Below are 22,790 nucleotides of genomic sequence, written 5' to 3'. Positions count from 1 at the left end.
CCATTCAGAGGAGAATGATGGATGAAAATGATCAATTCAGCACTGACAGCAGCTGCACTATTACTCGGCGCGTTTCCGCTCATTTCAGCTCACGCGGCGACACCCGCATCGACCTTGGTGGTAGCGGAAAACATCGACGACATCGTCAGCATCGATCCTGCGGAAGCCTATGAATTTTCATCCGGGGAATATGTCACGCAAACCTATGATCGCCTGATCCAATATGACGCGCCCGATGTCAAAAAGCTGGTTGCCGGTCTTGCCAAAGAATGGACCGCTGATGATGCCAACAAGACCATCACATTCACCCTTCGTGACGGTGTCAAGTTCAGTTCCGGCAATCCGTTGCGGGCCGAAGATGTCGTCTATTCCTGGAAACGTGTCGTTGTCCTCAACAAAGCTCCATCCTTCATCCTTACGCAACTCGGCTGGACACCCGGTAACTTCGACAGCATGGTCAAAGCCGATGGCAACAAAGTCATCGTCAAATATGACGGCGATTTCTCCTCCGCATTCGTGCTGAACGTGCTGGCAGCTCGCCCGGCCTCCGTGGTTGATGCCCTTACGGTGCAGTCACACGATAAGTCAGGCGACATGGGAAATGCTTGGCTCAAGGCCAATTCAGCGGGAACCGGTCCGTTCATCCTGAAATCATTCCGTCCAGCGGAAATCCTCAATCTGTCAGCCAACCCGAATTATTTCGGCGGCGCACCAGCCATCAAGTCGGTCATCATTCGTCATGTCGCCGAAGCACCAACCCAGCAGCTCCTGCTCGAATCCGGCGACGTCGACATCGCAAGAAACCTGTCTCCAGACCAGATTTCTCAGATCTCGGCCAAGGGCAAGTTCGTCGTCGAGACCTACCCACAGGCCGCCGTTCACTTTCTAAGCCTCAACCAGAAGGATCAGGCTCTCACCAATCCAGCGATATGGGAGGCAGCGCGCTATCTCGTTAATTATAGGGGAATGACAGACAGCTTCCTGAAGGGTCAAATGCAGATCCACCAAGCCTTCTGGCCCGCTGGTTTTCCGGGTTCCCTGGATGAGAATCCTTACAGCTACGATCCCGCAAAAGCCAAGAAGATCCTTGCTGACGCAGGGGTAAAGACACCGATCGACGTTACGCTTGATGTTATCAATTCAACCCCATTTACCGACATGGCGCAGTCGCTGCAGGCGGGCTTTGCTGAAGCCGGTATAAATTTCAAAATCATCCCGGGAACGGGAAGCCAAGTGATCACCAAATACCGGGCGCGCACGCACGAAGCGATGCTACTCTATTGGGGGCCGGATTTTATGGATCCGGATTCCAACGCCAAAGCCTTTTCTTACAACGCTGATAACTCAGACGGAAACTATCAGTCGACAACGACTTGGCGGAACGGTTGGGCCGTTCCCGATGAAATGAACAAGGAAACCATTGCGGCCCGCGCCGAAGCCGATCCTGCAAAACGCAACGAAATGTATGTGGATCTGCAAAAAAAGGTGCAGGCCACGTCGCCAATCATCATCATGTTTCAGGCAGCCACGCAGGTAGCGCTTGCTAAGAATGTGTCTGGCTACGTCAATGGGGCCACATCTGACTTCGTCTTCTATCGCCTCGTTACGAAGAAGTAAGAAGGACGGAGCCTAAAGTTGACCTCGATGAGGCTGCATTAGGTATGTCTCGACCAGAATGAGGACATCGACGGCGCGCTAGTCCTTACTGCGCCGTTGGAATTTTTTATGCAGATTGATGATCTGCGGCGAGCTTGTCGTGACTGCGCCTCCGGCAAACAACAGAGAATGGTTTCATGATCGATTACAACAGTCGTCGCCCTGCCCCCTTCGAACTCGCCGCCTGCGCTGAAATGCTGTGGCTTGACCGGCCCATCGAGTGGCGTGCGAGCCGATTGAACGAGTTGGGTTTCGGTGTCGGACTTTGGAACTGGGCCCATCTCGACATCGACAAGCTCGAAGCCACCGGAGCAACATTCACCATCATGAATGGCTACACATCGGGCCGTCTGGCAGACGATGACGGTGCCAAAGAACTTTTGCGAACTGCAAGACAAACAGCGCAGATCGGCAAACGGCTTGGTGTGCAACTTCTGAACCTGCATGGGACGGGGCTGGGCGCGGGCGGCCTGCCGGTAGAGCCTGTCGAGGTGGTCACTGGTGCCATGTGGTTAAAGGCGCGCGATACACTTTGCCGGATCGTTGACCTGGCGGAAGAGGAGAATGTAGTTTTCTCTCTGGAGAATCTTAATCTTCTCGTCGATCATCCCGGCGTACCCTTCGGCCGCGCAGAAGATACCTTGGCGCTGGTGTCCAGCATCAATCATCCGCGGCTGCGCCTCAACCTTGACCTCTATCATGCGCAAATCGGCGAAGGAAATCTAACTGAACTTTGCCGCCGCGCCCTGCCGTGGATTGGGGAGATCCAGATTGCGGATGTGCCTGGCCGCCGCGAGCCAGGCACCGGCGAGGTCAATTGGCCCGGCATCGCAAGAGCCCTGCTCGCGATGGGATTTTCCGGCAGCATAGGACTTGAGTCATGGGCCTCAGGCGCTCCAGAAGACGCACTAAACGCGTTCCGGCAGGCTTTCACGCCGAGCTAATGGTGTTCAAGCTGTAAGGATCAAGTCGAAAACGACAGTTCTCTTATCATTCTCATCAGACCGTGTCTGCGATCTGAAAGTCAGGTCGATTTGCGATGGCCGACGCAATGAACGCTTCATGTCGCCAAGGGCCATTAAGATAGCTCCAGAGATCGATCCCAGTGATGAGGATGGAGCGTGGCTGATACGATTCCCGCAGCTCGAAAAAGAGCTTATCGGCCTTGGACCGAGCGACCTTGTTCTGGATCGTGATATGGGGTTGAAATTTTTGTTGGTCTTGGGGACCGGGCCAAGCGCCAAGCTTGTTTTTCAACGCAGCTCGTAACTCGGTGAGAATGCCGCTCGCAATTTGAAATGCTACACCTGATCCGAGATGTCTGACGCCAGCGACTTCGGCAACAAATGGTTGGGACTGCGACAGAACGTCTGTCGCAATATCTTTGATTTCCTCAAGATAACGTCCAGGAAGATGGTGAAACATCGTGATATGAGCATCAAGAAAATTGCGCTCTGCAGGAAAATGTCGTCGCCTTAGAGCGTTGAAAAACTCCAGATCTTCAGAGACGACATGTGCTGTGACTATGATGGGCGGCAGCGTCACAGACTTTTAGCCTTTGCTATCGTCAACCACTTCGGTATCCGGCCGGTCGCCACCGTCGACATGTTGAGTCTGCCAGCTGCCGTCAGCAAGTTGGTATGCGATTTCGACCTCTTCACCGCCCAACTGCTGTCGTTGAGCTGCATCTCGAGCAGCTCTCATCGCAGCGTCATGATCACCGAAGGGTTCTGACCAAACATCGCCGACGCGGTAGGCATAACCACCATCATGCTCGCCAACATGGTATTTCAGAGGCATCACTTTCTCCTTTTCAAGTTCTCGATAACGCCATCATCCTTTTGATGTTCCAAAAAGCTCAACACGCTTTTCCGCCGGCGGATAGGACGATCGTCTTCTCGATGCTTGATTTGGCGGGGACGTTTGGCCAAACGCTGGCTAAGGACGAAAGAGTTTCGGCCGCCCGTGCCAAAAGCTTTGTTTGCCATTTTTCCATCCGGCGATCGCGCGGGCAACTTCCCGCACGGCATCGGTGCTGCTGGCACAATCGAGAAGAACGATGGTGGCGTCGTTGCCGGGCGAGAGGCCGTAAGATTTTCGCATCAGCTTGGCGGCAGAGCTTGTGACCATTGAGAAGACACGTTCCAGGTCCTCGCTTCGGGAAAGCTGAGCAACATTAGCATAGAGGTTTGCCATGCGCATCAAAGACGCGTCGCCGTAGGGGGTAAAAGGATTGCTGACATTGTTGGTGGCGACTGAGGTCACGACACCGCATTCCGCCAGAAGATGCGCCGGCGCAACGCCACGCGGCACGAGTTTGTCATAGCTTCGGCCATTGAGGAATAGATCGGTTGCCGGCAGGACGGTCAACGCGATGCCGGCTGCTGAAAGTTGCGCGCCCACATCCCTTACAGCCTCGGCCGAAAGCGCTGAGAGATTTGTCACATGACCGATCGAAACCCGCCCGCCCCAGCCGTTTCGTGTTGTTTCCTCGATAACGGCGGGCAGATTTGTGACGCTAGGATTGAGATCGAAATCGAGATGAAAATCAACATCGACGTCGTATTTGCGCGCGAGCTCGAAGATCATCTCGATATGCCGGCGCGGCTCAGGGTCCGTGTATGGACAGCCACCAATGAGATCGGCACCTTGCGACAATGCCTGGTCAAGCAATGCAAACGTTTCCGGTTCCTGCGTGAGGCCCTCCTGCGCGAAAGCGCAGATATCAATATCGATCGCGAAAGCGTAATCTGCCTTCAGCCTTAGAATGGCGTCGAAGGAACGTAGGCCGGCGCGCGGATCGACTTCGACGAAGGTCCGCATCGATGTCGTCCCATAGCTAATGGCCTTTTGAACAATCTTTGCGGCTCTGTCATAGACATCCTCAGTCGTAAACTCTTTCTTGGCCCGCGCCGTTTCCCTCACCGCCTCCGCCAATGTTCCATCGCAAATCCTACAGCGGCTAAAAATGCCAGCTTTGTCGAGATGGATATGACTTTCAACAAATCCCCCAAAAGCAAGCGCGCCTTCCGCATCGGTTTGCGTAACGGCATCACATCGAAAATTGGGCTCGATGTCAGCAATAAGACCATCTTTGACCGCGATATCCACGAGCGTCGCACTCGTCTCGGTGCGCACATTCCGTATGAGAAGATCATACAACATCTTCGCCGCTTTCATGAAAAAGGTAAGAGCTCACGGAGCTTCGGCTCCACCATCGCTTCTTGGATCGTGTGAGCCGTGAATAAGACCGTCATCGTCGATGCGGATCACACCAGCCTGTCCGCCAAGCGGACTGAAGGCATCAATTGAGGAGACCGAGTGCCCGAGAGCCGCAAGGCCGGAAAAAACATCCGTCCCGGCATTCGCTTCAATCTTCAGTGAATCACGGCTGTCAGAAAAGGTCTTGCCCAACAGAAACCGCGGATGCGCAAGGGCTGCCGACAGATCAAATTGATGGTCGATCAACAAACTGAGGAGGAGCGCGAGCGTCTGAGGCTGACCATCTGCGCCTTGGGTTCCGTAGAGAAGATGCGGCCGGCCGTTCCTCAATCCAAGGCCAGGGTTAAGGGTATAAAAAGGCAGTTTCCCCGGAGCGATCCGGTTTGGGCTTTCTGGGTCGAGGCTAAATGCAGCCCCGCGATTTTGCCACAGAACACCGGTGTCACCTACGACGACTCCGCTTCCCCAATCAAAATAAAGGCTCTGCAAACCGCAAACGCAGCGGCCCTGGGCGTCGACCGCTGCTAGAAAGGCAGTGTCACCAGCTCGGTGCAGATGGGGCCATTCCATTGCCTTTGCCGGATCAATCGCCTCTGCTTTAGACGACAGACGTTCTTCATCGAGCAGAGTGCTAATCAGCCACGAATCGCAGGCCGAAGGATCACCGATAAGGTAGCGATCGAGGAATGCTTTCTTCACCGCTTCCACGAGGTAATGATAGTATTGGGCGCTGTGAGGATCCTGTCCCGCCATATCGAGGTGCGCAAGAACACCCATGATGCCGAGCGTGGTCACGCCCTGGGTCGGCGGCGGCGGCGCAAAAAGCCTCATATCGCGATAATCATGGCCGAGCGGTTCAACGAAGCGGGCCTGCGTAGCAGCAAGATCGGACGCAGAAAGCGGCGAGCTGGCATGTTTCAGCCCCTGCGCTACACGTCTCGCCAGCGCGCCTTCGTAAAAGCCCCGTGCGCCCTCATCGGCGATGCTTCTCAAAGTGTCGGCCAGTTGCGGTTGCCGTTGGATCCCGCTCTCGCCAAATATCGCTTCAAATCCAGGCCACGCGCTGCTTTCGTTCTTCCGAAATTCAGACCAGAACCGCTGCGAGGGGCTGACGTCGTAGCCTTCCTGCGCAAGATGAATTGCGGGCTCCAGTAGTTGGTGAAGCCGTTCTTGCCCTTTCCACTGGCTCGAAGAGAGATCGAGCAGCTTCTGCCAACTATCGACAAGACAGGCTGTCGTCCAGGTAGAGGATGGTCCGCGCAGCGTAATCTTTGCGTTGTCAATCGACGCTGATGCAGCAGCCTGACCAATACCGAGCAGGCACGACACATTGCCTGACGGGTCAGCTGTCATCCAAACAGCATCACCGCCTAGTCCGCAAAAATGCGGATAGACAACCGAAAGAGCAGCACCGGCTGCGATGACAGCTTCGATAGCGTTGCCGCCGCGCCTGAGGACATCGGCGCCCGCTTTGCTAGCCAGCCAATGTGGTGCCACCACCATCCCATTGCGGCTCTGTTTCTCTTTATTCATGGTTTCAGCGCGCCCTTGATCGTTCAACGCACGATCTGCCCATTTTCAGCAATCAACCGGCCGTTCTTGAACACGAGGCGTTTCTTCGGCACCGCAACGACTGCCTCGGGAACATGTTCAGCCTGGAGCGCAACAAAGGTTGCTGGCGCACCCACCTCGATCTCATAAGCCTCAAGCCGCAACGCCTTTGCGCCTCCAACGGTGACCACGTCGAACGCAGAAGACAGTTCGGCATCCGTAAAGTAGCCGGATCGATAACCGATGATTTCAGCACGACGCAACATATCGCCGTCGCCGTAGGGCCACCAGGAGTCTCGGATATTGTCGCTTCCCGAGAAGACGGTCACACCCTCGCTGCGCAGAAGGGCGATTGGAGGAAAGTTATGAGCACCGGGTGCATTGGTCATGACTGCAACGCCGCTTCGGCTCAGGAGGGCGCCGATCCGACGCGCGCCATCCCGATCAAGATCGCCAAGCCCGTAAGCATGGCTTATAGCGACATGGCCCTGCATACCCAGCGCTTCCGTGCGCCGGCAAATCTCCTCGATGGTGAAGGCACCGAGCGTGCCTGCCTCATGAAGATGGATATCGACATCCACCCCATGCTTTTCGGCGACACCGAAGACAACATCGAGATGACCTTGTGCGTCTCGATCAAAGCTTGCAGGGTCCAATCCGCCCACGAGATCGGCGCCAAGCCTGATCGCTTCATCCAAAAGCTCTGCGGTGCCTGGACTTTTAAGAATACCGCTTTGTGGAAAGGCAACAATCTGAATATCGATGAGATCACGATAATCCTCACGTACGGCAAGGATTGCTTCTAACGATTTTAGACCAACCGACCCGTCCACCATGACGTGGCTGCGCATGTAAAGCGATCCATTGCCGATGCAAAGATCGAGCTGATTGCGCGCCCGTTCAGCCATCGGTGCGGCCTTCGCCATGTTCTCAGCCTGAAACCGTACCCGTTCCTCAACGTCAAAGCCATTTGTGCAGGGCCTGTGCGCTACCCACTTGTCCCCGTAGAAACTTGTATCAAGATGAATATGGCCTTCAACGAAACCCGGCAGGACGAGCGCGCCGTCGAGATCTATCGCATCGCCGCCGGGTCCATCCGTTCCGGCAGCAGGCTCGATCGAGTTCACATGAGCGCCCTCCACCCGTATGTCGACATGGCGACCGTCAATCAGCTTAGCATTTTTGAAAATAGTCTCTTTCACAATCCAAATCCCTGCTGGCATCTTCCCAAACTATAAGGGTGCCCATCTAAAAATCGCCAGCTTGTTTTCACTGACGTGCCAATTTACCGCTTGCATCTACCCCTATGTCAGATGAGCCTTATGCGCGAGACTAGAAAAAGCTGCCGTTTTCGTGCCAACGAAAGCCTTTCCTTCCACACTTGCCGCCTCATCTCATGCCCATTCTTCAGGTCTGCATTGCAAAAGCGACATGCCCAGTTTTTGCCTGAATGGTAAGCTTTAGGTTATGCTCAAGAGAGCAGGCAATGGCATGAAATGGCCGTTGGCTTAAAAGCTCTTTTTACTCACCTTCAATCTTCAAGGAGGCCTTGGTGCCCATAAGATCGACACCATGCCGAATAGCTTCTCTCTTTGTTGTCATGACGCTGTTAAGTGCACCAGTCGTGTCACAGGCGCAGATGGTAAAGGCTGACCCGCTCGCAGGCGTTGCTGATAAGGCCTACACAGTCCCGGCACGCCGCGCCGTGCAGTTGCCGCCGCGAGGTGATGACTCAGGTCTTGGAACGCTTTTCGATACAGCAGCCAGCCGGCAGACGAAGATCTTAAGCAAGATGAGCGGCATCAGGCTCGTCATGAATGACGATGTCGCCGCGACGATTGAAGCCTATTATAGTCAGCCGAAGGCAAAACTGATCTGGACGGATGGGGAAGCCCATACCGCCAAAGCAGCACAAGCGATCGATCTATTGAAGCAGGCCGACAGCTGGGGCCTCAATCCTGCGGATTACATTGTTCCGACAGACTTCGAAAACATGCCAAAGGGCTCGGACGAGCGTGCAGCGGCGCTCGCACAGTTCGAAATCTCCCTGTCCAATAAAATGGCGATGTTTCTCCAGGATAATTTTCGTGGGCGCATCGACCCTAACAAGCTGTCGAACTATTACGACTTCAAGCGCAAGCCAGTTGATTTGAAGGCGATGATCGCGGAACTCTCCAATGCACCCGATCTCATGCCAGTCTTCAATCACTATATGCCGAGCAATCCGAAATTCGCACAGCTCGCTGCAGAACTGCAATGGCTGAAGAAATCGGATCAAGCCGGTGGCGCCAAGGCAGATATCGATAAGGTGACCGTTGCAATGGAAGAACTGCGTTGGATGCCGCAGGAATTTCCGCAGCGCTACGTCTTCATCAATCAGCCGGCGTACATGGCCTATTATTATGAAAACGGTCAGATGACCTTCTCAACCAAGGCGGTTATCGGTCAGCAAGATCACCAAACCAACTTTTTCGATGCGACAATCAAGACGGTGGAGTTCAATCCCGATTGGGGCGTGCCGCAGTCAATCATTAAGAACGAAATGCTCCCGCATTTGAAACGTGACCCTGCCTACCTCGACAAAGAAGGTTATGTGGTGACCGTGAAAGGCAAGGAAATGCCTTCCGCCAAGGTCGACTGGTCGCAACCGCTTGATAATATCGGCGTCGTGCAACCGCCGGGACCTGACAATGCACTCGGACAATTGAAGATCCTGTTCCCGAACGCGCATGCCATCTACATGCATGACACCCCAGCGCGTGGCAAATTCGCTTCTCAGGACAGAATGTTCAGCCACGGCTGTGTCAGACTGGAAGACCCGCGGGGAATGGCAGCTGCCGTCCTGAAGAACACGGTGGACTTCGTGAACCAGCAAATAAGTGATGGACAGAAAAAAGATATGCCGGTGCCTGAACCTCTGGCCGTTTACGTCGCCTACTTCACTGCATGGCCTTCGGAGGATGGAACCGTGCATTATTACGACGATATCTATGGACGCGATCTTCAAACGCTCAATGCCATTGCTGCAACGAGTGCGAGCCGCTCCCAGTCTTAATGACGTCTCCACATGCGAGGTTGCGGGAGGCAAATCGAAGGATTACGAGCAAAAGCTTTATCAAAAAAGCTTTTCTCGGCGCTTCGGATAGATGAGCGGAAGGCGGTGGTAAGCGGATGATGAAAAGCCTTTTTGCGAGCTGGCCTTTCTGGGCTTTTCTATCCGCAGTCTTTGCTGCCTTGACCGCTATCTTTGCAAAAATCGGAGTTGAAAACGTCAATTCCGACTTCGCGACCTTTTTCCGCACCGTGGTCATTTTGGCGGCTGCCGGGCTCATGCTTTATATCACTGGAAACTGGCAGCAGCCTTCATCGATCGCGCCGAGGAGTTGGCTCTTTCTGGTCATGTCAGGCCTTGCAACTGGCGCGTCCTGGATCTGTTATTTCCGCGCATTGAAGCTTGGTGATGCGGCGCGCGTTGCTCCTATCGATAAGCTGTCTGTGGTCTTCGTCGCCATATTTGCGGTTTTGTTTCTCGGGGAGCGACTTTCCCTCGCCAATTGGCTTGGCGTTATCTTGATCACACTCGGTGTCGTACTGGTTGCCTTCAGATCATAAGTGACGTCTATCAAGAAAGACTGGGACCATGACATGGTCCATCCACTTCGGCACGGCATCCCCATCACGTATCCTCTAACGCGCGCGATCCGTTCCCTCGCCAGCGGGTCAGCGCATTGCGCCCCTCATCCGTCAGACCATAGATGCCCCTTTCGCGCCGCTCGAACCAGCCATATACATTGGAAATTAGGATCTTGCCTGCGTCCGGTGCGCTCGACCGGATGTCACGAACGCGCAAGGGGCCTTCCTGCAATGCTGATGCGCAATCCAGTGCTTGCTGACGATAGGCTGTCATGATGGGCGCTCTTGTGCTGCCGCCAAGGGTGGGATCGCCGCGCCGCTTTTGATGTTCACGCACCAGTCGGGAGCGGCGCTTCGGATTGGTACGTGGCATGGGAGAGACGGACGAGACAATGACGCTGATATCGCCGGTATCAGAAACGCCAAGCATACCAAATCCCAGCCTTCGGCAGAGGTTACGATAGCGCTGGTCAGCTTCCCGCCCCTTCCCTTTGGCAGAAATTCGCGCTGCGATCCAAATCTCGTCGGCCACCGGGGCACGATCAACGGCCTGTAAGATGAGCTCAAGATTGAAACTCATCTTCAATTCGCAAACGACGACAACCGACGGATCATCATCACGCACGCCGACAAGATCGCATCCACCGATCTCACCTTTGACCCGGTAGCCGGCATGTTCAAGAAAGCTTTTGACCGGGAGATAAAGCGAAGTTTCCATAGACTTCCAACACGAGCGAATCATAAGCAGCAGATCGAGGTTTTAAAGGTTCTATAGCCCACTTGCTGAACCTCCTATTCGAGGCCAGAGATCAAAGTTCAATTTCCGCAGGATGACTTCGCCCCTGCTCTGTGACCGCAGGATGCGCAAGTACGCCATCACTCATTTCTTGGGCAGTCATCTTTCGTTAAAGGCGGCGGTTGTACCGCCACCCAAGAATGATAAAATTGATTCGACAACGCGCTTGGTGGAGGCGTGGAGAGATCGGAAAGAGACCGAACTACGATGCCAGCGTCTAAGTGCCACGAAAAGCTGAAGTCTGGTCCGGATCACGATTTTACCAAAACTCTTCAAAAGAATTATGTAAGTTGCTCTGATATCTCGTTTTTCGTCATCCCTAGCGATTGCCTTGTCTCATGGCTCAACCTGTTATGAGCGAAGCAAGCCGGAACATAAAATCGTGGGCCGCTCGCCTTGGCTGTATGACGGCGCTGGTATCGGTGCTGCCCACTTTCCCGAGCGTCGCTCAATCGGTGTGGACCGGCGCATCAGATAACTCCTTCGGCAATAGTGCAAACTGGACGCCGGGCCCGCCCGCAGCCTCTGATACCGCAGCGGTAAACAATGGCTCTCCTCAGGTCGTTGATCATTTTGTCATTACCGAGCTTGATGTGAACGGCGGCAATGTGACGATAACCGACCACGGCGATCTAACCGCGACCGGGGGGACCGCCATTGGCTCCGGAAGCCTGACCGTCAACAGTGGCGGGGTGTTAAGTTCAGACGTACACCTAAACGGCGGCAACCTTGCTGTTGGCGGAACGATCAGCGGTCATCTCTCGCTGAACAACGGAAACGTTACGGTTGACGGTTCACTCGGAAGCGCAAGTGTTGCGGCAACGACCTCGCTTACCAACAACGGCTTAACCGGCGATGTCGATGTGTCGTCGGGCGGTACCTTCGTCAACAACAGTGGTGCATCAGCAGGTGCAGTTACAAATTCGGGTACCGCCTCCAATTCAGGCACAGTTTCGAGCTTGTCGAACGATGCCGGGGCCTTCACGAATAATACTGGCGGAACTGTAACGGGTCTGACGACCGTCACGGGTGGAACGGTCACCAATAATTTCGTCATCACCGATGCGGATGTCGCGGCAGCTGCCGTCTTCGTCAATAACAGCGGTGCGCGCGCTGGTAACGTAACGAATGCTGGAACCAGTTCCAATGCGGGATCGGTGGCCGCACTGCGCAATGTCGATGGCACTTTTACGAATAATAATGGTGGCGTCGTTGGAACGACGATCATCCAGGGCGGGACTGTTATCAACAATGCAGCCATGGCCGATACGCAGGTTTCGGCGGCCGGCACCTTCGTCAACAATAGCGGTGCTGAGGTTCAGACTGTCACCAGCGCGGGATTATCTTCCAATGCGGGCACTGTAGCGGCGCTCACCAATACCGCAGGAAGTTTCACAAACAATGCCGGCGGAACCGTTACTGGTAAAACGCTGGTTCAAGGCGGAACTGTCGTCAACAATTTTGTCATAACGGATGCGGATGTTTCCGCCGCAGCCAACTTCGTGAATAACAGTGGCGCGCGGGCAGGATCCATAGTTAACGCCGGCTCTTCGTCCAACGCAGGCACCATTGCCGCGCTTACCAATACGCGCGGTGATTTCACCAATAACGCAGGTGGAACGATCACCGGCACGACGGTGATTACGGGCGGAAACGTCGTCAACAACAGCAGTGCCGCGGACATTGAGGTGACCGCCGGAGGTCAGTTTACCAACAACAGAAGCGGAACGACCGGCCTTATCGTAAATTCAGGCACAGTATCGAACGACGGCGTCGTCGCATCGGTCGAAACAAGCGGTGGAAACTTCGCCAACACCGGCACAGTGACAGGGTCGGCAACCATTTACGCAGGCACGCTCACCAATACCGGCGAGATTGTTGGCGCCGTCAACGTCTTTGCTGGCGGTCTCTTGGGGGGAACCGGCATCACAGGCGGCCTGACAATTGCCAAAGACGGAACTCTAGATGCCGGCAGCGGCATCGAGACAACAACCGTCAGCGGGAACGCGCGTTTTCTTCAGGGATCTGCCTATGTCGTAGACATAACGCCGGACGGGCAAGCGGATCGGTTGAATGTCTCAGGTGCGCTGGAAATCCAAGGCGGCATCCTAAAGCTGCGACCGGGTGCAGGCGAATACGCCGCGATCACAAGTTACCGCTTGATCACAGCCGCGAGCATCACGGGCCAGTTCACCGGCGTCGACAGCAGTCTTGCTTTTCTCACCCCATTGCTAAGCTACAGCCAAAGCGATGTGGATCTCCAGCTTTATAGGAATGATAAAACCTTCGCGAGCGTTGCAACAACACCCAATTCGAAAGCGGCCGCATTAAGTATAGAAGGCCTCGCCAATACAAAGAACCCGCTTTTCAATGCGGTGCTCTCACTCGACACGGCCAGCGCCGAGCAGGCCTTTTCTCAGTTGACCGGAGATATCCATCCTTCGGTTAAAGGCGAGCTGTTCCAAAGCAGCCGCTTCTTTTCAGACAGCATCATCGATCACGCGACAAATGCCGACGTAACATTGTCCAAAACCGGAGAAGCGGATCTCTGGTCCTCCGGCTTTGGCATCGAAGGTCGTGCTTCGGACGCTACGAACGCCATTGGATATGACACGAAGGCATCGGGTGTTTTGTTGGGAGCGGATGGCGAGGTTACCTCATCCTTGCGTCTCGGCGGTGTGCTTGGATATCGACATATCGATGTAGGCGGCGACGCAAAGGTGGATTCTTACAGCCTCGGTCTCTACTCAAGTGGCGAGATCAACGTTCTTGACGTCGTCGGTGGTGCAGTCTTCTCCTTCAACGATATCTCGACAACGAGAAACATTGCATTCAGCGGGTTTGAGGATCGGCTAACAGCGGCGTACGCAAGCAGAGCCACACAGGCATTCCTTGACGTTTCCGCCCGGGTCAACAGTGGTGTCGCAGAATTCCGACCTTTCGCGACACTTTCATATGTGAACCTCAACACCGACGGTTTTCAAGAAAGAGGTGGACCTGCTGCACTGACTTCATTCGACAGCGTCGACAATTTTGCGACCTCCACCCTTGGCCTTCGATGGTCGACAAGTTTTGAGGGCACTCGAATCCCTCTCGCTTTGTGTGGTATGATCGGTTGGCAACATGCGTTTGGAGAGCAAGCCGCCGCGACGCGTTTCGCCTATTCGGGCAGCAGCCCATTCTGGATCGAGGGCGCTACACTGCCGCGCGACGCTTTGGTGGTTGAGGCCGGCGCAACGGCGAAGCTGACCGAGCAAATTCAGCTGAAATTCAGCTATATCGGTGAATTCGGTGATGGGCGCAGATCGAGCGGCGCAAGGGCGGATTTCACGGCAAAATTTTAAGCCGGATGGTCGTCATCTATACGAGTGATCGCGACCTGAGCTATCACCCTGTCCATCGCTTCCCCGCTGCTCAACACCGTAGATATCAGCCGTCAACCACGCTGGCCAATCTCGCTCGAAAAATGATTTCGCCGTCTCGTCAAAGCTGCGGTTCGGGCGCGTTGCGATCGTTAGCCCGCTTGCACCGGACCGAACGACGATCTGCTCTTCCCGATGTTCTTCGCGGTCACGCCTGAACCTGAATTCTTCGAGGGGGCCGGATGACAATACCGGAACAAGCTCTCCTTTCGGATCAAGGATCGCTCGGGCACCGCGGCTTCCCCCTCCCTGCTGGATAAAGAAATCAAGCGCAGCTAGAACGGCCTGCGAGGCAAGAGCCATTTGCCACCATTGCAGTGCGCGCGCTGCCTCAGCAGGGCGTTCGTACGAAATTCCCTCAGCCTCAAGCCGCCGAACAAGATTTTTTGCTCCGGCCAATGCGGTACTCACGCCCTCCTGGCTGCAAATCAGCCCGGCCTGATCGCTCATCCGAGCCTGTACCTCATGGCGCACCTCTTTGATCGTCAGGTTGCTGGACGGTTGCAAACGGTTCAAGATACCGGCGATCCCAGCCTTTGCCGCTTCTCCTATGTCTCCAGTCGCAGCGGTCCGCGCCGCTCCGCTGGCTGCAATATGCTCGCCAACCCGTGTTCCAAAGACCTGGCCTGCATTCAACGCCGCGCCGCCCGGTCTGGTGACGCCATGGGTGCCAGCTGCTTCGCCAACAGCGTAGCAGCCGGCGAGACTGCTGCGCCCCCATATATCAACCATGATTCCGCCGTTCATGTGCTGGTTGTTGACGGCAAACTCCAAAGGCTCGGCAGCGATGTCCATCTTGTAGCGACGATAAAGTTCGATCGACAAAGGGTTCATATGCCGTAACCGTTCGATGGGCACTTCCTGGGATGCGCCAGCATTCTTCAAATAGCGGTTGACGTCCTCATCAAGACGCGACAGCGAAAATGGCTGATCGCCTGGGACGGGCAATGGATTCCTGTTGAAGTCCATGAAGACGCGGCGTCCTGCGGCGGTTTCGCGATGTATCGCAAGATCGACCAGGCTCGAGCCGAACTCAAGCATCCGCATTGCATGGAATGGCCATTGATAGCCCTTGCGAAAGACGTTGGACGCCAGTTCCTGCGTGGTCCGGTAATAGGATGCGAGAAAATGATGCTCTTTGCCATCGGCATCGATCGAGTAGATATGCGGTATCGCCTGCACATAGGTCCCGGAAAGATTCCAAGGAAATCCTTCCCTTCTCGTGCCGATCCCGAACTGACTTTCCGTGAGATTGACAAGGTCAAGGCCCGCCTCGAGCGCAAGCCCGAGTGAACCGAAACAACCGTTTGGGTAAACACTATCCCGGTAAAGCTCGCCCGGACCGCCGGCCGCTAGAACCAGAACATGACAGAGGAAAATGGCAACACCGAAAGGATTTTTGTCCGAACGCGCACTGCCCATCATGACCAACACGCCGGTGGCCCTCGCTATGGGCTCGGAGCCTTCCCGCAGAATTTTTATCGCCGTGGTTTGATTGTAAAATGGGATCGAAAGCCGGATCGCTTCCTCCGCGAGCACTTTGACCATGAGGCGGGATGTGCGCGGTCCGCAACTTGTAGCTCGGCCGACTTCGTCGTGATCCGTCTGATACCTGAGCGTACCGCCAAACTGATCCTGAGGTAGAGGAAGACCAAGAAATTGAAGCGATGCCATCATGCGCGATGAGCCCACCGCCTCGACATAGGCCGTGTCTTCGTCCATCGCGCCGCCCGCTCTGATGGCACGGGCCATGTCCTTATAATCGTCGCCCTGATCTGCAGTGTTCGCCGTATGGAGAGTTTGCTTGTCGGAACCGGAGCACGCCGATGTCCCGCCCCATGCGCTCTGGCTGATGATGGAAATCTCATCGCCTCGCCGCTTAAGCTCTACGGCCGCGCGCAGGCCAGCTGCACCGGAACCAATCACAACGCATCCAGACCGATAGACTGGGATCTCAAGGCCTTGCACGGTCACGAATTCAGACGAAAGCGGGACGGACGGAAGTTTGGGCATATCCACATCCGTCAGGGCATCGAGAATTGCTTGAGGTACGTCGATACTCATTTTTGCGTCCAGAAAATCAGGTTATTCGTCAAATTTTGGTCCTGCTCGCGGCCTCGGGTGATGAAATGCAAGCGGTGAAGTTGGCGGCTCTCGTGATCAGGTTATCAGCGGCGCGACTGCTCAAACGCCGCCTAGTCGTTTATCGAACGTCTGCTCTGGCTCTCGGCCGCAGATCGTTGCGCTCGTTGGAAAAGATCATTGGAGGAAGAGGCGCGATCCCGCGGATCAGATCCGCACCCTTTTCTCCGACCATGATCGTGGGGGCATTCGTGTTGCACGAGGGAACGCGAGGCATGACCGAAGAGTCGCAAACGCGGAGACCCGTCAAACCGTGAACCCGAAGATCAAGCCCCACCACTGCGTCCCGACCTTCACCCATTTTACAGGTGCCAACGGGATGGTGATCCGTTTTGGCATTGGCGCAGCCATATTCGAAGAGGTCCTCGTCTGTCACGACACGGGGGCCGGGAAGACGCTCTGCCAAAACGAAAGGTTTCAATGCAGACTGCTGCATGATCTCCCGTGCTATCTTCAACCCTTCGATGGACATCTTTCGATCGTGCGGATCCTCCCAGTAATTGGGGTCGATCAGCGGCGCAGTCGATGGGTCGGGCGACGAGAGGCGAACCGTTCCCCTTGAACGGGGATGCAGATAGGCGGAGTTCAGGGTCACCCCGGCGTTCTTCAATTTCTCCACCCCAGCCTCGATACCCGATCCAAGCCCAAGGTGAAATTGAATGTCCGGCGAGCGCGCATCAGGATCGGCGTACCAGAAGCCTCCAGTCTCGAAGAGGGAGGAAGCAACCGGGCCGCTGCGAAACAAGACATATTCCAGGCCGGCCCAAAGGGTTCGATGCAGCTTGGCGACCCCATCATAGGTATGATCACCCGTGCATTCCGAAATTACGAAAAGATCGAGATGGTCCTGCATGTTGCTACCAACACCCGGCAAATCGTGAAGCGCCTTGACGCCCACGGATTTCAGATGGTCAGCCGGACCAATCCCGGACTGCAGCAGAAGTTTCGGCGATCCGATAGCACCCGATGAAACCAACACCTCGCGCTCGGCGCGAATGATCTCAACGCCTTGAGACGTCGAAACTTCAACACCGATCGCCCGGCTACCCTCCAAAACAATCCGCAGGACATGCGCGCCAGTGCGAACAGTGAGATTCTTGCGATCCTTGATCGGCGCAAGATAAGCCAGGGATGCTGAGGAGCGCCGCCGATTTCGCTGCGTAAGCTGATAAAAGCCGAGACCAGCCTGCTGCTTGCCATTGAAATCATGATTGTAGGGAATGCCGAGTTCCTGCCCGGCCCGAATGTAAGCGTCACAAATCGGCAAAGCCGACACAGGCATCGAAACGCCGAGTGGACCGCCATAGGAATGATAGTCATCGGCAAAGCGTTGATTGTCTTCCGCCCGTTTGAAATAGGGAAGCACTGAACGGTAATCCCATCCTTCGCAACCATCCTCCCTCGCCCAAAGATCGTAGTCGGCAGCATTCCCTCGGGTGTAAAGTTGCGCATTGATCGAAGAGCCGCCGCCGATCACCTTGGCTTGGGTGTAGCGGAGAACTCGGCCCTTCATATGTCTTTGCGGAACCGTGCTCCAACCCCAGCTGGCAACGCCTTTGGTCATCTTGGCAAAGCCGGCAGGCATATGAAACAGCGGGTTCCAGTCGGTGCCGCCCGCCTCGAGCAGGAGTACCTTGATGTCGGGGTCCTCACTAAGCCTGTTGGCAAGGACGCATCCGGCCGGGCCGGCACCGGTTATGATATAGTCAAATCTCATCGGTTCATCCTTGAATGCGTGCTTGCCACTTTGCTTTCGCTTGAGGTGGAATGCTCGCACCTGCGACGGGGGCTTTTGTGTCTCATGCAGCGAGGTCCTTCGCGATGATATGGTCGGCGACCCGCAATGCTTGGCTTGCAACCGTCAGCGCCGGGTTGACGGCCGCCGAAGTGGGTAGGAAGCTCGCGTCGACGACGAATAGATTTTGGTGGTCGTAGGATCGGCAGAAAATATCGAGCGGAGCGGAAGCTGGATCGCTGCCGATTCTGACCGTGCCGCACTGGTGCGACGGCGTTCTCTTATCGAAAGGCCGCGACAGTACGATCGGAAAGCCGACCGACTTCAAGACGTCCTTGAGCTTTGCGACCAAAGCGAGATGGGCATCCCAGTTCGTGCGTTCCCAATGCAGCACGATCCTCTCGCCTTCGACCGTCACGCGGCTGTTGGGATTTGGAATGTCCTCGCTCATCGCATAAAAATCAATGGCATGGCTGGTGAGCTGGCGCAAAAGCCACTCCGGAACCTTGGGAAGGGCGCCTTTCAGGACGCGCTCCGAAATACGTCCGAGAAGCTGAACATTCCCGAGCGGGGGCCCCCCGCTGCCGTCCGACAAATAGAAGTCGTTAAAGCCAAAGGTCTTCTGATAGATCGCATCGTTGCGAAATCCGGGTGCAACGCCGATCACGGCAGACGAATTATGGTTCATGAAATTGCGCCCAACTTGGTCCGAAGAGTTGGCAAGACCTTCCGGAAAGGCGGAATTTGCGGAACGCAAGAGGATCACAGCAGACTGAACCGCGCCAGCCGAGAGAATGACCAGCTTCGGCGAGAGTGTGTGCGCCTCTCCATCTTTGAGATAATGGATACGATCGATACGACCATTGCCGCCTGTCTCAAGCGTCGTCACGCGAGAACGGGTTTGCAGCGCTACGTTTGAATGCTTCAGGGCCTGCGCCAACGCGGTTGTTTCCGCATCCATCTTTCCGTCTCTCGCATTTGGATGGGCATCCCAAGGCGTTTTTGCTTTGGACAGCCACGCTTCTATGTCGACGCCAAGAGGAAGTGAGGCGGGGTGAAGGCCCCTCTGGCGAAGGCGTGCTCTTACTGTCGCGACAGCTGGTTCGTCCGGAACAGCCGGGTAGTCATAGCCACTCGAATGGTGAGGTTCGGTTGGGTCTTCGCCAAGCCTCCCGCGAACCTGATACAGGCGCTCTGCCTTGCTGTACCAAGGTTCCAACACTTCGTAAGGGAACGGCCAGGCTGGCGAGATGCCTTCCCGATGTTCGATGACCTCAAAATCCTCTTTGCGGTAGCGTATGAGAACCGCGCCGTAAAACTTTGAATTGCCTCCTACATTATAGTAATTTCCAGGATTAAATCCTTCTCCACTCGCCTCGTACCAAGTCTCTTTCGGACGGAAATGCCCGCGCTGAAAGATAGCGCGCTGGTCTCGATTGACGGGCAGGTCTGGTATCGCATCTCCCGCTTCGAGGATGAGAATTTCAGCACCACTGGATGCAAGTCCCGCGGCAATCGTAGAGCCTCCGATGCCTGAACCGATGATGACGATATCCGGACTGCTTTTCACGAAAGACCTCCCTCAATCACGCAATCCGACCTTGCGTTTGCGGATCGAAGTAGACTGCCTTATCCAGATTGAAGGCCAGTCGTGCCGTCTGTCCGGGAACGAGCCTTGCATCCGCCCGCAAACGAGCAACAACCTCTTTGCCGCCAAGCTTCGTGACGGCAAACGTGTCGGATCCTGCCGGCTCCACGACCTCGATCAGACAATCGTTTTCACAGATGAGCCGGGCATTCCGGTCGGCGCCTTCAGGATCGGTCAACGCTTCCGGGCGAATGCCGAAAATCACATTCTTGCCGGCATGGGCGGCAAGGGAGCCATGCGTCTCAGGGACCGGTAATCTAATGGCATCCCCGGCACCGCGCGATAGCAACACCTGCAGTCCATCATGACCCTTTTCGACAGTGCCCGTCAAAAGGTTCATCGCGGGCGATCCCATGAAGTCGGCAACGAACATATTGGCTGGATTGTTATAGATCTCTGCAGGCGTCCCGAATTGCTGAACGACCCCTTCCTTCATAACGGCGATCTTCGTTGCGAGCGTCATTGCTTCGATCTGATCGTGCGTCACATAAACGATCGTTTTGCCGGTGGACTGATGGAGACGCTTGATTTCGATACGCATATCGACACGCAACTTGGCATCGAGGTTCGACAACGGTTCATCGAACAGAAAGAGCTTCGGATCGCGCACCAGTGCGCGCCCCATCGCAACGCGCTGACGCTGTCCGCCAGACAGTTGACTTGGTTTGCGGTCAAGCAGATGGCCGATCTGGAGGACCTTGGCGACCTTGTCGATCGCCTGCTTTCGCTCGGCAGGCGGAACGCCGCGCATCTCCATTCCGAAGGAAATATTACCGGCAACCGTCATATTCGGATAAAGCGCATAACTCTGGAACACCATCGCAATGTCGCGCTTCGACGGATGAAGGCTCGCGATGCTTCGATCATCGACCCTGATATCGCCTTCGGTAATGGCTTCAAGGCCGGCAATCGTGTTGAGGAGTGTGGATTTGCCGCAACCGGATGGTCCGACGAGGACCAGGAAGCCGCCCTCCTCTAGCTCAAGATTGATGCCTTTGAGGATTTCAAGGGCGCCGTACCGCTTCCTCAGGTTTGCGATCTGCAAGAATGCCATGGGCTTATCCTTTCACGGCGCCCGCCATCAGACCGCGAACGAAATAGCGGCCGGCGAGAATGTAGACGAGGAGCGTTGGCATGGCGGCGATCATCGCCGCAGCCATGTTGACATTGTATTCGACCACGCCGGTGGAAGTGTTGACGACGTTGTTCAGCGCAACCGTCATCGGCATGGAATCACCCGTGCCGGCATAAGCGGAGGCAAACAGGAAGTCGTTCCAGATATTCGTGAACTGGTAGATCACCGTCACCACGATGATCGGTAGAGAATTGGGCAACATGATGCGACGGAAGATCTGAAAAAAGCTTGCTCCATCGACCTGCGCAGCACGAACGAGTTCATTCGGAAATGCCTCGTAGTAGTTTCGGAAAAAGAGCGTCGTGAAGCCGAGACCATAGATCACATGGACGATGACGAGGTTCACTGTCGGATCGCCGAAGCCGAGCGAGACGCCGATTTGATCGCGAAGCAAATTGCCAAACCGCCCAAGACTTCCAAGAATGGTCGCCATCGGCAGAAGCACAGACTGAAATGGAATGAAGCAAGCGAACAGCATCAGGCCGAAGACGAGCGTGTGGCCGGGGAACCGCCACTTCGTCAGCACATATCCGTTTAGAGCGCCCAGTATGGTGGAAATGGCCACGGCTGGAACGACCATCTTGATCGAGTTCCAGAAATAACCCTTGATGCCAGCGCAGGTCAGCCCGACGCAGGTCTCTCCCCAAGCCTTCAGCCAAGGTTCGAATGTCGGTGATTGCGGCAGTGCGAGCATATTGCCGTTCTGAATCTCATCCATCGTCTTGAACGAGGTCACAAGCATCACGAAGAGCGGCATGAGGTAGAGAATGGCGAAGATAATCAGCAGGCCATAGATCGCTGTCCGGCGTAACCAGATGCCGTTCATGGCAGATTGGGAGGTCGCTTCGAGGCTCATCGTGCCTTCTCCCTCAGTTCGGAGTAAAGATAGGGAACGATGATCGCCGAGATGGTCATCAGCATTATGATTGCACTGGCAGAGCCAACCGCCATCTCATTGCGCTTGAAGGTGTATTCGTACATGAAATTGGATGGCAGCCACGCCGATCCGCCCGGACCACCTGACGTCAATGCGACAACAAGGTCGTAGGATTTGATCGCCATATGGGCGAGGACGATGAACGCGGACAAGAATACCGGTCGCAGCATGGGTATAATGATCCGGCGATAAAGCTGCAGGGTCGAAGCTCCATCGATCTGAGCCGCCTTCATGATTTCGCTATCGATGCCGCGCAGCCCGGCCAGAAACATCGCCATGACAAAGCCGGAGGCCTGCCAGACACCAGCAATTACCACTGTGTAGATCACGAAATCCTTGTTCTTGATCCAGTCGAAATGAAAACTCGTCCATCCGAAATGATGAAGCGTCTGTTCAAGGCCGAGGCCGGGATCGAGAAACCATTTCCAGGCAACCCCTGTCACAATGAACGACAGGGCCATTGGGTAGAGAAAGATCGGGCGCAAGACGCCCTCTCCGCGAATTTTCTGATCAAGCAGGATCGCCAGAAAAAGACCGAGCAACAAACATATTGAAACGTAGAGAACGCCGAAGATTCCCATGTTGGTGATCGAGGTGTACCAGGACGACGGGGGATCGCTTTCAAAAGTCCAGCGCCACAGGCGTTCATAGGCCCGCGTGCCCGTCAAAGTGTAGGACGGAAACGTCTTGGAGTTCGTGAACGATAGATACGCCGTCCACACAATGAAACCGTACACGAAGATTATGGTGATGGCGAAACTTGGAGCCAACACGATCTGCGGCAAGATCGTCTGAAATCTGGCGCGCATGGAAGCGGATTTCGCCGGCGTCAAAATGGGTTCGCTGGTCGCGACGCTGCTCATGATAGGGTCCTCTGGGATCGGTAGACGATCAACCTTCTCCGCCGATAGGC

17 protein-coding genes are annotated in these 22,790 nt (G+C 55.3%); 5 read left to right on the top strand and 12 right to left on the bottom strand.

Going from position 1 to position 22,790, the window contains the following annotated elements; all coding sequences use genetic code 11:
• Positions 1 to 21: 21 nt before the first annotated feature.
• Positions 22 to 1,617: an ABC transporter substrate-binding protein gene (locus tag VQ830_RS24065; RefSeq protein WP_337270705.1), complete on the top strand. Its 1,596-nt coding sequence runs from the start codon at positions 22 to 24 to the stop codon at positions 1,615 to 1,617.
• Between the two features lie 176 nt (positions 1,618 to 1,793).
• Positions 1,794 to 2,600 carry a TIM barrel protein gene (locus VQ830_RS24060; protein ID WP_337270704.1) on the top strand — a complete coding sequence of 269 codons (807 nt, stop codon included), beginning with the start codon at positions 1,794 to 1,796 and terminating at the stop codon, positions 2,598 to 2,600.
• A 55-nt stretch (positions 2,601 to 2,655) separates the two neighbouring features.
• Here the strand turns inward: VQ830_RS24060 and VQ830_RS24055 are convergent, their stop codons facing one another.
• The 5 genes from VQ830_RS24055 to VQ830_RS24035 all read right to left on the bottom strand — a co-directional run bounded on the left by VQ830_RS24055 (position 2,656) and on the right by VQ830_RS24035 (position 7,652).
• Positions 2,656 to 3,201, bottom strand: coding sequence for a 2'-5' RNA ligase family protein (locus tag VQ830_RS24055; protein WP_337270703.1), 546 nt, complete (start codon positions 3,199 to 3,201; stop codon positions 2,656 to 2,658).
• 6 nt (positions 3,202 to 3,207) lie between these two features.
• Positions 3,208 to 3,456 carry a hypothetical protein gene (locus VQ830_RS24050; protein ID WP_337270702.1) on the bottom strand — a complete coding sequence of 83 codons (249 nt, stop codon included), beginning with the start codon at positions 3,454 to 3,456 and terminating at the stop codon, positions 3,208 to 3,210.
• Between the two features lie 138 nt (positions 3,457 to 3,594).
• Positions 3,595 to 4,821: an amidohydrolase family protein gene (locus VQ830_RS24045; RefSeq protein WP_337270701.1), complete on the bottom strand. Its 1,227-nt coding sequence runs from the start codon at positions 4,819 to 4,821 to the stop codon at positions 3,595 to 3,597.
• A 30-nt stretch (positions 4,822 to 4,851) separates the two neighbouring features.
• Positions 4,852 to 6,411: a gamma-glutamyltransferase family protein gene (locus VQ830_RS24040; protein WP_337270700.1), complete on the bottom strand. Its 1,560-nt coding sequence runs from the start codon at positions 6,409 to 6,411 to the stop codon at positions 4,852 to 4,854.
• A 23-nt stretch (positions 6,412 to 6,434) separates the two neighbouring features.
• Positions 6,435 to 7,652 carry an amidohydrolase family protein gene (locus tag VQ830_RS24035; RefSeq protein ID WP_438618600.1) on the bottom strand — a complete coding sequence of 406 codons (1,218 nt, stop codon included), beginning with the start codon at positions 7,650 to 7,652 and terminating at the stop codon, positions 6,435 to 6,437.
• A 329-nt stretch (positions 7,653 to 7,981) separates the two neighbouring features.
• Here VQ830_RS24035 and VQ830_RS24030 point away from each other — a divergent pair, with 329 nt between their 5' ends.
• Together VQ830_RS24030 and VQ830_RS24025 are read left to right on the top strand one after the other, a co-directional pair.
• The gene (locus VQ830_RS24030; RefSeq protein ID WP_337270698.1) at positions 7,982 to 9,484 is read left to right on the top strand and encodes a L,D-transpeptidase family protein; all 1,503 of its coding nucleotides are present in this window, start codon (positions 7,982 to 7,984) and stop codon (positions 9,482 to 9,484) included.
• A 119-nt stretch (positions 9,485 to 9,603) separates the two neighbouring features.
• The gene (locus tag VQ830_RS24025; protein WP_337270738.1) at positions 9,604 to 10,041 is read left to right on the top strand and encodes an EamA family transporter; all 438 of its coding nucleotides are present in this window, start codon (positions 9,604 to 9,606) and stop codon (positions 10,039 to 10,041) included.
• Between the two features lie 64 nt (positions 10,042 to 10,105).
• Here VQ830_RS24025 and VQ830_RS24020 read toward each other — a convergent pair whose 3' ends face one another.
• Positions 10,106 to 10,780: a DUF2161 domain-containing phosphodiesterase gene (locus VQ830_RS24020; RefSeq protein ID WP_337270697.1), complete on the bottom strand. Its 675-nt coding sequence runs from the start codon at positions 10,778 to 10,780 to the stop codon at positions 10,106 to 10,108.
• Positions 10,781 to 11,196: 416 nt separating this feature from the next.
• On the opposite strand from VQ830_RS24020, the gene VQ830_RS24015 reads away from it, so the two are divergent.
• Positions 11,197 to 14,202, top strand: coding sequence for an autotransporter outer membrane beta-barrel domain-containing protein (locus tag VQ830_RS24015; RefSeq protein WP_337270696.1), 3,006 nt, complete (start codon positions 11,197 to 11,199; stop codon positions 14,200 to 14,202).
• A gap of 12 nt (positions 14,203 to 14,214) precedes the next feature.
• On the opposite strand, the gene VQ830_RS24010 is transcribed toward VQ830_RS24015, so the two are convergent.
• The 6 genes from VQ830_RS24010 to VQ830_RS23985 form a co-directional block, all read right to left on the bottom strand.
• The gene (locus VQ830_RS24010; RefSeq protein WP_337270695.1) at positions 14,215 to 16,344 is read right to left on the bottom strand and encodes an FAD-binding protein; all 2,130 of its coding nucleotides are present in this window, start codon (positions 16,342 to 16,344) and stop codon (positions 14,215 to 14,217) included.
• 139 nt (positions 16,345 to 16,483) lie between these two features.
• Positions 16,484 to 18,139, bottom strand: coding sequence for a GMC family oxidoreductase (locus VQ830_RS24005; RefSeq protein WP_337270694.1), 1,656 nt, complete (start codon positions 18,137 to 18,139; stop codon positions 16,484 to 16,486).
• 82 nt (positions 18,140 to 18,221) lie between these two features.
• A complete protein-coding gene (locus VQ830_RS24000; protein ID WP_337270693.1) occupies positions 18,222 to 19,727 on the bottom strand; it encodes an FAD-dependent oxidoreductase in 1,506 nt (501 codons plus the stop codon).
• A gap of 16 nt (positions 19,728 to 19,743) precedes the next feature.
• Positions 19,744 to 20,859, bottom strand: coding sequence for an ABC transporter ATP-binding protein (locus VQ830_RS23995; RefSeq protein WP_337270692.1), 1,116 nt, complete (start codon positions 20,857 to 20,859; stop codon positions 19,744 to 19,746).
• Between the two features lie 4 nt (positions 20,860 to 20,863).
• Positions 20,864 to 21,796: a carbohydrate ABC transporter permease gene (locus VQ830_RS23990; protein WP_337270691.1), complete on the bottom strand. Its 933-nt coding sequence runs from the start codon at positions 21,794 to 21,796 to the stop codon at positions 20,864 to 20,866.
• Positions 21,793 to 22,740: a carbohydrate ABC transporter permease gene (locus VQ830_RS23985; protein ID WP_337270690.1), complete on the bottom strand. Its 948-nt coding sequence runs from the start codon at positions 22,738 to 22,740 to the stop codon at positions 21,793 to 21,795. The genes VQ830_RS23990 and VQ830_RS23985 overlap by 4 nt, the downstream gene beginning before the upstream one ends.
• Positions 22,741 to 22,790 lie beyond the last annotated feature (50 nt).

The organism is Oryzifoliimicrobium ureilyticum, from assembly GCF_037199735.1.
Classification (GTDB): domain Bacteria; phylum Pseudomonadota; class Alphaproteobacteria; order Rhizobiales; family Rhizobiaceae; genus Rhizobium; species Rhizobium ureilyticus.
Note: the sequence above shows the minus strand (reverse complement) of the source record. Positions and strands in the feature narration are given on the sequence as shown.